The sequence below is a fragment of the Microcoleus sp. B7-D4 genome, assembly GCF_036705125.1.
Taxonomy (GTDB): Bacteria; Cyanobacteriota; Cyanobacteriia; order Cyanobacteriales; family Microcoleaceae; genus Microcoleus.
In genome coordinates, this window is sequence record NZ_JAUBTT010000116.1 from 8,836 (window position 1) to 22,695 (window position 13,860).

At 46.5% G+C, this 13,860-nt stretch carries 7 protein-coding genes; 3 read left to right on the top strand and 4 right to left on the bottom strand.

Going from position 1 to position 13,860, the window contains the following annotated elements:
• Positions 1–628: 628 nt before the first annotated feature.
• Complete coding sequence (locus QUB12_RS32205) at positions 629–8,032, top strand: hypothetical protein (protein ID WP_333310312.1); 7,404 nt, start codon at positions 629–631, stop codon at positions 8,030–8,032.
• A gap of 351 nt (positions 8,033–8,383) precedes the next feature.
• Here the strand turns inward: QUB12_RS32205 and QUB12_RS32210 are convergent, their stop codons facing one another.
• From QUB12_RS32210 to tnpA, 3 genes are all read right to left on the bottom strand, one after another.
• Complete coding sequence (locus QUB12_RS32210; RefSeq protein WP_333146930.1) at positions 8,384–9,019, bottom strand: hypothetical protein; 636 nt, start codon at positions 9,017–9,019, stop codon at positions 8,384–8,386.
• Positions 9,020–9,478: 459 nt separating this feature from the next.
• The gene (locus QUB12_RS32215; RefSeq protein WP_333146927.1) at positions 9,479–10,057 is read right to left on the bottom strand and encodes a Uma2 family endonuclease; all 579 of its coding nucleotides are present in this window, start codon (positions 10,055–10,057) and stop codon (positions 9,479–9,481) included.
• 467 nt (positions 10,058–10,524) lie between these two features.
• Positions 10,525–10,956 (bottom strand): IS200/IS605 family transposase, encoded by a 432-nt coding sequence (gene tnpA / locus QUB12_RS32220; protein WP_333146925.1) that lies wholly within the window; start codon positions 10,954–10,956, stop codon positions 10,525–10,527.
• Positions 10,957–11,007: 51 nt separating this feature from the next.
• Here tnpA and QUB12_RS32225 point away from each other — a divergent pair, with 51 nt between their 5' ends.
• Positions 11,008–12,159, top strand: coding sequence for a transposase (locus QUB12_RS32225; protein WP_333146924.1), 1,152 nt, complete (start codon positions 11,008–11,010; stop codon positions 12,157–12,159).
• On the opposite strand, the gene QUB12_RS32230 is transcribed toward QUB12_RS32225, so the two are convergent.
• Positions 12,153–12,359, bottom strand: a complete 207-nt coding sequence (locus QUB12_RS32230) for a hypothetical protein (RefSeq protein WP_333146922.1) — start codon at positions 12,357–12,359, stop codon at positions 12,153–12,155. The two genes, QUB12_RS32225 and QUB12_RS32230, sit on opposite strands and share 7 nt — an antisense overlap.
• Positions 12,360–12,682: 323 nt before the next feature.
• On the opposite strand from QUB12_RS32230, the gene QUB12_RS32235 reads away from it, so the two are divergent.
• Positions 12,683–13,801 (top strand): hypothetical protein, encoded by a 1,119-nt coding sequence (locus QUB12_RS32235; RefSeq protein ID WP_333146920.1) that lies wholly within the window; start codon positions 12,683–12,685, stop codon positions 13,799–13,801.
• The last annotated feature ends 59 nt before the right edge of the window (positions 13,802–13,860 follow it).

The following is a 13,860-nucleotide window of genomic DNA, read 5'->3' on the forward strand; positions in this document are numbered from 1 at the left end:
CCGAACTCCGGCAGGGGTTGAAACCCCTGCCTCAAAGCGAAAGTCGTCTGAAGACGACTGAAGAATTTACCAGTCCTCTTTCAGAGGACTTTGGCTATGAGGCGGGGAATTCATTCCCTGCCGGAATGTGGGAAAGCGCGTGATTCGATCACCCTTAAATCCCGAAAACACCCGTTGTTCCGTACTTTCACCAGTGTTTGCAAAACTTTATCAAAAAAAACTTGAGAGTTTTGCATAAAACTACTGAGCTCACCCTGATAAATAAACAGAAGGGAAATTACGAAGTTCATCGCACTTGTTGAGAGTTATTCAAAAGTCGCATCGCGCGTAACTTCCCGATCGAAATCCGAACCAACATCCCAACGGATATTGGAAAGGGCTTCTTCCGATGTTGGTTTAGTCTATTTCCACGGTTGCATTTATTGAGTTCATTTGAACTGGTAATTGCGACAACAGAGTTGAAGTGCGATCGCGCTTCGCGAGACTTCAGTTTGGGTAAATGACGGATCTACGACAGCTAGAGAGTGCAGAAGTGCATAAGTGCAGAAGTGCGATCGGGCTTGTCGATAGAGTCACTTTGTCAATTTTCAGAACACATTGTATCTTCTACCACGCGAGGATAAAAATCATGGCTACTACTCCTAATTTTGATTTCGACTCAGCTTATCAGGGGATTATTAATGAACGCAACAAAACTCACAAAACTCGTGTTGTATTCATCAACGGAATTTTGACTTCTGAATCTGCTTTTGCTAATGGCAAAGAGGCTAATGATAAACTGACTCTCACAAATCATCCAAACTCAATAGAGTTCAAACCTAACTTAAGAGAGTTCAAACCTGTTTATAATCCAACCTCTTCATCCTCTTCTCTACTAGGACAATTAGGACAACTTTTAGATACCTATAAAATTTTTCACCAGAAAATAGCTCCGCTTATTTTTCAGCCAGCTCTTGATAAGTGGAATGCAACAGTCAATTTTGGCAGTCAAGAGTGGTCGGACAATATCCATGCTAAAAATTTGACGTATCTGGCAAATTTTTCTCATGTTTTAATGAGTGAAATTACCGATTATGAAGCTAGTGAAGTAGCCAAATTTGTTAATAAATATGGGGATTGGGGGCAGTTTTACCAGGCACTAGAGAATGAGGGCATTTTTCCACCTCAGTACACAGTTAATTCGTCTTCTGTACCTAATGATTTGCTGGAATCTTTTGCTCAATTTATGTCCGATGCTCCTTCAAAAGCAAGCAATAGCATAAATATTGGTCAGGGGTGGGTAGGAGATGCGACTAATTTTCTTTCCGCTCCAGAACATTCCCTAATTATAGTAGCTCATTCTCAAGGTAACTACTTTGTTGAAGATGCTTTAAGGTCAGGACTCAGTAGCTCTGACAAAAATCGAATTAAAGTGATTTCAGTTGGTTCACCTACAGACTATATATCTCCTGCTCCAACTGGATTTAAAATTTCAGAACTGTACAAAAATGGTGGCGATCCAGTTACGAATCTTCGGTTAGGAGGAACCCAATCCGATCAAAGTAAACTTGAGCATTTTCTTAAGACACAAAGGTTGATAATGTCTGTTGGTGGAGTAATATGGGGTTTGGGAGGCGACCACAACCTTGGAAAATATTTAGAAAGAGAAGATGTGAGAAAAGATTTAATAAACTCTTTTAACACCTTCAATCCCAAAGGTTATTACTTCTCTCCACTTTCATCATCTGGTACGGATGGCTCTATCTATGGTGACTGGATAGAGGGGAACGAAATTTCTGAAACATTTCGCGGTAACGAAGGTAATGATGTTATTCGCGCTAAAGATGGAAATGACCGACTAATAGGTGCTTCTGGTTACGACTTTTTAGATGGTGGTTCAGGAATTGATACTGTTGATTACTCTTCCAGTCAAAGCGGAATCAAAGTTTTGGCAGATAAAGTTGCTGCTTCCGATGTTTACAAAGTTCAGGATGGCTTTGGAACAGAAGATGTTCTTGGAAATATCGAAATCATCAGCGGCTCAAATTTTGATGATGAAATGACTGGCGGTGAGTACAGCGATATCTTCTACGGCCAAGGCGGAAATGACCTTTTTTGGGGACAAAAAGGAGACGATACATTCTACGGTGGCACTGATAATGACAAAGCTTACGGCGGCGATGACAATGACGACCTCCGAGGTGACGAAGGCAGCGACGATTTAAGAGGAGAAAACGGCAACGACACCCTTTACGGCGGTCAAGATAATGATTTCCTCTACGGTGGCGATGGTGAAGACGAACTTCGCGGCGAACAAGGTGCCGATGACCTCCGAGGAGAAAATGGCAACGACTCTCTCTACGGCGGAACCGAAAATGATTCCTTGTACGGCGGCCAAGGTGAAGACAAACTCTATGGCGAAGAAGGAGACGATGACTTAAAAGGAGAAGAAAACAACGATTCTCTTTACGGCGGAACTGGCAAAGATACCCTCAATGGCGGCACTGGAAATGACGACTTGCGAGGCGAACAAGGCGATGACTTATTACAAGGAGAAGCCGGAAACGACACTTTATATGGTGGCGAAGACCAAGACCAACTTTATGGTGGATTAAATGCCGACTTACTCTACGGCCAAACTGGCAACGATCAACTTTTTGGTGAAGACGGCGATGACATCCTAGACGGCGGTACCGACAACGATATCCTCATTGGAGGTACTGGCGATGACAAACTCTACGGCCAAACCGGCAACGATATCATCCAAGGCAACGAAGGCGAAGACTACGCCGAAGGTGGCAGCGGCCGCGACTTCATCCAAGGCAACGAAGGTAACGACATCCTCTACGGACAAGATGGCAGCGACACCGTAGAAGGCAACGCCGACGACGATTTCATCGATGGTGGCAGCGGCCAAGACTTGCTTTTCGGCAATACCGGAGATGACAGAATTTACGGACAAGCCGGCAACGACATCATCCAAGGCAACGAAAACAATGACTGGCTAGAAGGCGGCGACGGCCAAGACATCATTGATGGCGGGGCCGACGACGATGATATTTACGGACAAGCAGGGGAAGACAACCTTTTCGGCAGTCAAGGCCAAGACTACATCGATGGTGGTGACGGCAAAGATACCCTGTTTGGCGGCTTCGATGACGACGTACTTCTAGGCCAAGCCGACGATGACACTCTCAACGGCAACGCAGGCAATGACGAATTATTTGGCGGTACTGGCAATGACTCGTTAATCGGAGAAATCGGCGATGATTTAATTGATGGAGGAGAAGGAGTCGATCTCGTTAATTACATCAATTCTCCAAGTGGCGTTATCGTTAATATTGACGAAAATAGCGACTACGACAACAACACCAACCAACGTTTCAAAGAATTCGTCACCGCAGTTAATCCCAGCGAATATTACACGGAACTCGAACGGGATTTTGAAATTGCTGCTGGTACTGGCAAAGACGGTTTTGGCACTACCGATGCTTTGAGAAACTTAGAAGACATCATCGGTACTCGCTTTGAAGACATCCTAATTGGCAACGAAAAAGATAACCGAATTTGGGCATTAGAAGGCAACGATTTATTAATTGGCAATGCCGGCAATGACTCATTTTACGGCGGAGAAGGTATCGACATTCTCAGCTACCGCCGCGACCCGAACGGCGTTACTGTCAATTTACAAACAGGGGATGCTACCGACGGTTGGGGAAATCAAGACAAAATTGCCGACATTGAAAACGTCGCCGGTTCTCGGCATGACGATAATATTACCGGCGACGATACCGTTAACGTTATCACCGGCGATGCTGGGAACGATCGCATTTACGGACTCGGTGGCCACGACAAACTCTACGGCGAATTCGGCAACGACCTAATCTACGGTGGCGAAGGCGGCGACAGCATCTACGGCAATCAAGACCGAGACACCCTATACGGTGAAGCGGGTCAAGACTACATCCGAGGTGGTGATGCCGACGACTTAATCTACGCCGGTAGCGATGACGACACCGTTGCCGGAGACGCCGGCTACGGCAACGACACCATTTTTGGCGAAACAGGCAAAGACTTACTCTACGGCGGCGCTGGCGACGACTTTGTGTACGGCGGCGCAGACAAAGACACCATCTACGGCGAAGGCGAAAACGACAAACTCTACGGAGAAGGAGACACCGACCTAATCTACGGTGGCACCGGCGACGACGAACTCTCCGGCGGCGACGACCAAGACACTCTTATCGGCGAAGCCGGCAACGACACTCTCGCAGGCGATGCAGGCGACGACACCCTAGACGCCGGAACAGGCAACGACTATCTCTACGGCGGCACCGGCAAAGACACCCTAAATGCCGGCCTCGGCAACGACCAACTTTACGGTGGCGACGATGCCGACATCCTCCTAGGCAAAGAAGGCGACGACAACCTCTACGGCGAAGCGGGCGACGACACCCTCGATGCAGCAGAAGGCAACGACAACCTCTACGGCGGCGACGGCAAAGACATTCTCGATGCTGGAATCGGCAACGACAAACTTTGGGGTGGTCAAGACGATGACACTTTATACGCCAAAGCCGGCGACGACAAACTGTTTGGCGAAGCGGGCAACGACAGCCTCAACGCAGCAGAAGGCAACGACAGTCTCTACGGTGGAGACGGCAAAGACATTCTTGATGCCGGAATTGGCAACGACTATCTCTGGGGTGGTCAAGACGATGACACTTTATCAGCCCAAGCTGGCGATGACTACTTGTTTGGCGAAGGCGGCAACGACAGCCTCGATGCAGCCGAAGGCAACGATTCCCTTTACGGCGATAGTGGCAAAGACTTTCTCAATGCTGGCGCAGACAACGATTACCTCTGGGGTGGTCAAGACGACGATACTTTATCAGCCCAAGCTGGCGATGACTACCTGTTTGGGGAAAACGGCGATGACATCCTCGATGCAGCAGAAGGTAACGATTCCCTCTACGGCGAAAACGGGAAAGACATTTTAGATGCCGGAAGTGGCAATGACCAACTTTGGGGAGGTCAAGGCGATGACACTTTATTAGCCAAAGCCGGCGATGACAACTTGTTTGGGGAATCTGGCAATGACATCCTCGATGCAGCAGAAGGCAACGATTCCCTCTACGGCGGCGACGGCAAAGATACCCTGTTCGGCGAAGCTGGCAACGATTTATTAGAAGGTGGTTTCGGCGACGACTCACTTTTAGCAGGCGACGGTAACGATACCCTTCTCGGTCAAGCTGACAACGACACTCTGTACGGCTTCAGTGGCGATGACATCCTGGAAGGCAACTCAGGAAAAGACCGACTTTTTGGGGAACTCGGCAACGATACTCTCAATGGCGGTACTGAAAACGATACCCTCGAAGGCGGCGACGGTAACGACATTCTCGACGGTGGTGATAATAACGACAGTCTGTTCGGACAAGTCGGTGATGATACTGTTATCGGCAACCGTGGCGATGACATTGTTGACGGCGGTTTGGGCAATGATTTGCTTCAGGGTAATCAAGGGCGCGATCGAATTTACGGTCAATCCGGCCTCGACACCCTCCTCGGTGGCGACGATAGCGACACTCTTTGGGGAGGCGATGACAGCGACAACTTGCTGGGAGAATCCGGCAGCGATACCCTGTTCGGCGGTTTCGGCAACGACCAACTCGACGGTGGCGAAAATAATGACAGCCTCTACGGGGAAGGTGGCGATGATACCTTAGCTGGCGGAACAGAGGACGATTTCGTAGATGGCGGCACCGAAAACGATACTCTCTCCGGCAATGACGGCAGTGACAAATTATACGGCCGCCAAGGCAACGACTTGTTAGAAGGCAATGCCGATAACGACCAACTGTGGGGTGGCGATAACGAGGATACGCTGTTAGGACAAACCGGAGACGACATTCTCCGAGGTGAATCGGGCAATGACAGCCTTGATGGTGGCGAAGGGGCCGATCGACTTTTCGGTCAAATCGGCAAAGATACCCTCTCCGGTAACATTGGCGACGACTACTTAGAAGGTGGCGCAGACGATGATAGCTTAACTGGAGGCGAAGGAGTCGATCGCATTTACGGAAATGACGGCAACGACATCGCCGACGGCAACAGCGGCGACGACTACATCGACGGCGGCGCTAACAACGATACTTTAGCAGGGGGAGAAGGGCGCGATCGCATTTTAGGTCAAGCCGGCAACGACAGCCTCGAAGGCAACGACGAGAACGACTTCCTCGATGCCGGAACCGGAAATGACACCCTGTGGGGCAACGACGGCGACGACGAACTCTACGGCCGAGAAGACCAAGATTTCATTGATGGCGGCCGCGGCAGCGACCAAATCTACGGCGGAGATGCAGCCGACACCCTCCTCGGACAAACCGGAGAGGATAACATCGACGGTGGTTCCGGCGCCGACTCGATTCTCGGCAACGACGGCAACGACAACATTTGGGCCGGGGCCGGCAACGACTTCATCAACGCCAACGCTGGCAACGACAATATTTGGGGCGACGAAGACGACGACCTGATTTTTGGAGAAGCAGGTGAAGACAAAATCGACGGCGGTTCCGGCTACGACAGCATAGACGGCGGCGCGGGCAACGACCAACTGTTCGGCGGTACGGGCAACGACCAATTATTAGGAGGTGCCGGCAACGACAAAATTGACGGCAGTATCGACGACGACAAACTCTTCGGAGGTGCCGGCAACGACTTGATGTTTGGCAGTCAAGGGCAAGACACGATGTTAGGCGAAGTTGGGGAAGACACCCTCTACGGCGGCGACGAAACCGACATGATGGACGGCGGCGCGAGTAACGACTTGGTTGTAGGCGACTCCGGCGACGACACTCTGACTGGCGATTCCGGCGACGACACCCTCGCCGGCGGCAGCGGCAACGACTTGATGGGAGGAGGCAACGGCGATGACTTGATGTTCGGTGAATGCGAAGACGACACCATGCTGGGAGGTGCCGGTAAGGACACCCTTGACGGCGGTTGTGGCAACGACTTGCTAACCGGGGAAGCCGGCAGCGACAACCTCTTGGGTAACGAAGGCGATGACAGTCTCGATGGCGGCAGCAGTAATGACACCCTCGATGGCGGTAATGGCAACGACTTCTTAAATGGTGACAGCGGCAACGACAGCCTTAACGGTAACGATGGCGATGACAGTCTCTACGGCGGCGAAGGTAACAACGTGCTCAAGGGCGGAAATGGTCAAGATTCGCTGATTGGAGGCAGCAGTTCCGACATATTTGTGCTAGCACCAAGTTCGGGACTCGATCATGTATTCTACTTCCAGGGCGATCGCGATTATTTTGGACTAACACAAGACCTCACTTTTGACCAATTGCAAATCGTTCAAGGCGGTGAAAATTATACTAACGATGCCTTGATTAGCATCGCAGGCACCGGCGAACATTTAGCTTGGGTGAAAGATACTCAATTTAGTGCGATCGACAGTTCTCGGTTTATTTCCATCACCCCCGGAGCCCCGCTGCCTGGAGTTTTCAATACTCCTTCGCCTGTCGATTCTTTAACTGGCGAACCTGTTGATAGTGAGGATGATGAGTTGATTGATAACAGTTCTACCGCTGGCTTATCAAACACAACTGCAACAGTAATGAGTCAGCCAAACAGCACGACCACTGCATCAATTAGTCAGCAAAATACCACGACTACTGCACCAGCAAATATCACCTTGCAACCATTACCAACAGCGACTAATCCAGATAATTTGACAGTAACTTCGGCCAATACTATCCCCGACGATATCTTGTTGAATGGCGGTGCAATTCCCACCATGATGACCTTTAGTGAAACTGATGATGACATACTCATCTACGACACTAACAGCTTGTTGGGTTCTCTAACCAGCGCTCAAACTCAGCCAATTATTCCTTTGAACGGCACGATCGCTAGTAGTGCGATTTCCCCAATTGCTAATAATTCTGCCAATGACAAAAGCCTCTTAATTACTCCGGCTGCAAGTCCCAGCAATCCACTAGCAAATAGCGATTTGACTGGCATTTCGACCTTGTAGTAATTGTAGGTTTGGTTGAGGGCGATCGAATAGATAAAACCCCGGTTTCTTGAAGAAACCGGGGTTTTTAGAAAGGGTATTAATTAAGGAAAGGAACGCGAAAACCTGTTGTTGGCTGTTACCACTTCTGGGCGACCGCTTGAATCAACCCCAGATACTGAGCAGGTAACTCTTCTGCCAGGTACAAGACCGACTCGAACTCCTATAGCAATCCTAAATGATTCAGATACATTTGTAGGGGTAGTGCCCCCGTGCCTACCCCCTATCTATCGGGCAACCACGGGGGGATTGCCCCTACAATAATTATGCAAATGATTTAGGATTGCTATAGTAGCGACGCTCCATTCATTTTTACTGGAGTTTGCGGGCGATCTCTTCAGCACATTTACTTCCCTCTTTACAGAATGTAATTGTTGTACTACCGTACCTTTGATTCTGAGTATTGAGATAATACATAGTCCCATCGAACTGAGTGGGAGAATCTCCGCTGATGGTCGCTGGAATTGCACCTTCAATATATGCAATGCGAGGGTTGGGATCAGCAGTGTTCAAGGAGACCATAATCTTTCTGCTATCTGGAAGAACTGCGGCATTAATGCTACGCCAGCCAACATTTGTTTTTATTACTTGGGACTGAGAATCGATGCATCCTCGCCGCGTGGCGTTGTTTATACTAAACTCATTCGAGGCTGCTGCCTGAGAAATATCTGCTGTACCCAGAATCGATATACAGTTCAAATTATCGTACTGCAGTGGTACACCGCTGGTTTTTGTTTCGTAAAACCACTGGCCCTGGATGGACAGAGACTTTGGGATGGAGGCTTTCTTGATGAGAACATATTGTGTTCCCCCAACCGAAAAACCTTCATATCCTTGCTGCACAGCAACAGCACCGAGCAAAGCACCAGCAGCGAAGGCTGCAAGTAACTGCCAATGGTTTTTTGCCCACTCAGTAACAAGAGTTCTTGGAGAAGGTTCCGTTTCCATATTATCTAAAGAGACTCACAAACATAGTTGTCACACATCGACTGTCTACTTGCGATTAGCATCGTTGACATGGGGTATTATCCGGTACGGCATTTGTCATTGAGGCATCCGCATAACTTATAATTGTCCCGCAGTTGCAGTACAATACTCTTCCCGATCTACCTATCCGGAACCTCTGCGGTTTAACTTTGAACAATCTGAACACCTTCTGCTCAACCTTAACTCAAAGAGTAAACCACCCCGATCGCCCTGCCGATGAGAAAAAGTGACACGATTTTGTAAACTTACGTAAATTACCTCTATCGATTTAAGCTTTGAGATTTGAGATTTTGGAATTAACCTCACCGATCGCCAAATCCTCACATAATTTCATCAAAAATTACCTCCTCTGAAAAATCTTATTGCTCGAATGGCTCTACCAGAATTGCCTCTAAAATATAACGTGTAAGGATCGTATATTTAGGGCTGTCGATCGAAAATAATTTCCTCATATAATTGCTCGATCGGCAAACTTAGATTTATACTTTGAAACTCAACCCGTTCGCCCTCACGATAGCTCAAAATCACCCATTCACCAGCATCATTTTTATGATAAATATCGATCGCCACCTCATCAGAACTTGCTAATACATAATCGATAAGATTGGGGTTGCGGCGATACTTTTCAAACTTCTTGCCTCGATCGTAAGCTTCGGTGCTATCCGATAAAACCTCCACAATTAAGCAGGGATAAGTAATATAGATAGCATTTTCTCGATCTCGATTATCGCAAGTAACACTCACATCTGGATACGTATAGTTAGGAGTATTAAGAATGTTAACCTTTAAGTCTGAGTTAAAAACATTACAATTACTTCCCCGCAGATGAGATCTAATCGATAACAAGAAATTTATAGCAATCGCACTATGATTTTGGGTGCCACCACTCATTGCATAAACCCGACCATCGATCAGTTCGTGTTTTTCTAGCTGCTTTTCTTCCCAACTAAAATACTCTTCTGGTGTAAAGTGCCGATCGTTATCTCGTGCTGCTATCATCACAATACTCCATTAATCAAAAGTTAATAATACCAACTCACAACTCGATAAAAAGTGACACTATCTGGTAAACTTACGTAAGTTACCTCGATCGATTTGAGCTTGGAGATGTGAGATTTACGCTCCTCTTTCATTTTCCTAGCAATTGTCGAACTTGTGCCAAGCCAACATCGCCTGGAATGGATTGGACTGTGCCACTATCAATCTCGGCAATGCGGTCTTGAGCTTTCTGTACGCCCTAGTTCAAAACATCTCGATCTGTTCTGTCATGCTTTCTAGGATCTTGTCGAGGAGGATAGCCTTGGCGGTATCGGGTAGGGCAGTTGCTTCGGAAATAAGCTGGTCTAGGGTTAGCATTGGATGATTTTGCTCCGAGGAAACGATCTGAATTCTAAATCGTCTAGATTAGCGTGAGACAGAAAGCACCATCCATCACCGACGTGTTTTAGAACAAACGGACTTTTATTTTACCGAAAAACTGGGTCTAAAGCCCCTTCTTCAGTGGCCGGCTTTTCTTGATTTCTAATATACTCCTTTAAGACTTCTAAAGGCGCACCCCCTACAGAAACAGCAAAATAGCTAGGACTCCACAATGCCTCTTTATGAGGTTTTTTGTGTCCAGCTTGTCCGTACCTGCGACTAGAAACACCCTTTAATGCGTTCACGATTTGAGAAATTGAAAGTTTAGGTGGATATTCAATCAGCGCGTGAATGTGATTGTCTTCACCATTAAACTCAAGCACTTGAAAATTCATTTTTTCGGCAACCTCTCGAAATGTTTTTTCAATCAAATCAAGACTTTCTCCCGTAAATACAGACCGACGGTACTTTGTCACGCAGACCAAGTGTATTTTAAGTTCTGTAACAGAATGGCGTTCCTTGCGGTAAATAGTTGTCATAGCCTGTAAACCAATATATAATCGAGTAACAGACCAATTCTAGCACAAGTCATGAAAGCAAGATTTCGCTACAGATTTTACCCGACCGACCAACAACAGCAGAGTCTAGCTCGGTTGTTTGGCTGCGTTCGCGTAGTCTGGAACGACGCTCTTGCCCTCTGCAAGCAATCTGAAAAAAAGCCAAAATCAGCAGAACTTCAAAAAACAGTAATCACTCAGGCAAAAAAGACTGAAGAAAGGGCATGGTTGGGGGAAGTCTCGGCAATTCCTCTACAACAGTCGATCTCGGACTTGGAAACAGCATTTAAGCACTTTTTTGAGTCCTGTAAAGGAAACAGAAAGGGTCGTAGGGCTGGCTATCCAAAGTTCAAGAAACGCACAAATAGTCAATCAGCAAGATTGACGCGCAATGGTTTTTCAATCAAAGGAAATGGGGTTTATTTGGCTAAAATTGGCATTGTCGAGCCGATTTGGTCGAGGCAATTGCCGTCAGAACCCAGTTCTGTAACCGTAATCAAAGATTGCGCTAACCGCTATTTCCTCAGCTTTGTTGTAGAGGTTAATTCCAAGATTGTCGAAGCCAAAAACCACAGCATCGGCATCGATCTGGGCATTAAAACCTTTGCAGTAATGAGCAACGGTGAAACAGCCGAAAGTCCAAACTACAAACAGTTAGACCGAAAGATTCGCAAACTACAGCGCAAGCTGTCACGGCAACCCAAAGACTCTAAACGCCGAAATAAGACTCGGATTCAGATAGCCAAATTGCACAACCAAATTGCAGATACCCGTAAAGACTTCTTGCACAAACTGTCAACCAAAATAGTTAACGAAAACCAAGTAATTGTTTTGGAAGATTTGAACGTGTCTGGCATGGTCAAAAACCGCAAGCTCTCAAGAGTGATTAGCCAGCAAGGATGGTATGAGTTTAGGGTGTTGTGTGAGGCTAAATCTGAAAAGCTAGCTAGGGAATTCATGGTAATTAGTCGCTCTTCGCCAACCAGTCAAGTGTGTTCGGAATGCGGGTTTAAATGGGGCAAAATAGACCTCTCTATGCGCTCGCTAGTGTGCCTTAATTGTGGCACTCAGCAAGATAGAGATTTGAACGCTGCGAGAAATATACAAAAAGTCGGGATAGGGCATTGCCACGACTCTAAATGTACGCAGAGAGAAGGTAAGACCACTTGTGGCACATCTCAATGAAGCGTAAAGAATCCCCGCGCGTTTACGCCGGGGAGTATGTCAAACCAATCCATCACGCCACCAAGAGAAGCTGCTACGTTGTAACCAATGCGAATTCCAAATAACCGAGCATTTGGATGTCTTTCATTGACACTATTTGATGCGTGCAAGCCATTTTTGTCAATTTCGTAATCACCAGTCTCAATATCGATGATTACCATCTTACCAATATTTTCTCATGAGTGCCCAGAAACCGAGTTTTTTGCGAATAGTGGTAGGGTGCGTCAGTTGCGAAATTATGAATCATCACCAAAAATATAATTCTGACGCACCTTGAGTTTTGTGTGGTGCGTCAGCTATTAGATTTTTAGTTTAAACCGAAAATAATCATAGCTGACACACCCTACTAATAACTTTTGTGGAACGGACATCTTGCCCGTCTCTGAAAAATGTAAAATGTTGTTACAAGTAACTTGACACCAGTGACTAGATCCATTTCCCACTGACTATAATTGGAAAAAAATCATTTCTTAGGGGAAATTCCATGCAGAAACTAACTCGAATTTTATTCACTACAGCTTTAACCCTAAGTATTTTGTGTTCTCCCACAGCAGCTTTCGCCAAAGCAAAAATTCAGATAGCCATCCTTTTAGATTCTAGTAATAGCATGGATGGACTGATTGACCAGACTCGTACTCAACTTTGGCAAATTGTTAATTTTTTAACTAAAGTAACCAAAGATGGCGAAGTGCCAGAGTTAGAGGTTGCTCTGTACCATTATGGTAATGACAGCTTACCTTCTGAGGAAGGTTTTGTCAGATTATTAACTGGATTTACTCCCGAATTAGATTTAGTTTCCGAAAAACTATTTAGTATCAAAACCAACGGCGGTCAAGAATATGCTGGCTGGGTAATTCGTTCGGCAATGCAAGAATTAAACTGGAGTAAAAATCAGGAAGATTTTCGCGTGATTTTTATTGCGGGTAATGAACCATTCGATCAAGGCCCAATAGTTTGGAATCAGTCGGTCAATCTCGCTGTCAAAGGAGATACCCTCGTTAATACAATCTACTGTGGTTCAGCCGAAAGTCAGGAGCGAAGACTTTGGGCATCAGGAGCAGAGTTAGCAAAAGGCAGTAGCTTCAACATTAATCAAAACCAACAAATTGTGGTAATTAAGTCTCCTTACGACGACGAAATTTCTACTTGGAATACTAAACTTAATCAAACCTACATTCCCTACGGTAGAGAAGGAAGAATCGGACAACAACGTCAGGCTGTTGAAGATAGTAATTCTGGCACAAGTTTTGCTTCGCGTAGTGCGTCCAAAGCTTCTGAATACTATGATAATGCTTCTTGGGACTTGCTGGATGCCCTCGAAAACGGAACAGTTAAACTAGAAGCAATATCAGATGATAGTTTACCAGAAATCATGCGAGGGATGACGCTAACAGAAAAAAGAGCATATGTAGCTGGAAAGAAAACCGAAAGAGAAGCGATTAAAAAGACGATCCGCGACTTATCTCAAAAGCGTACATCATATATTGAACAACAGCGCAAATCTAGTACCAATAGTGGTGAAAATACTCTCGATCGCGTAATGATTCAGAGTCTCCGCCAGCAATTAGCCGCTAAAGGATTCAAGCTTAGGAATGAGAATTAAATAACTTCCACAAGTTTGTGGGATGGGCGTCCCGCCCGCCCTTTTTGGACGGGCGGGAC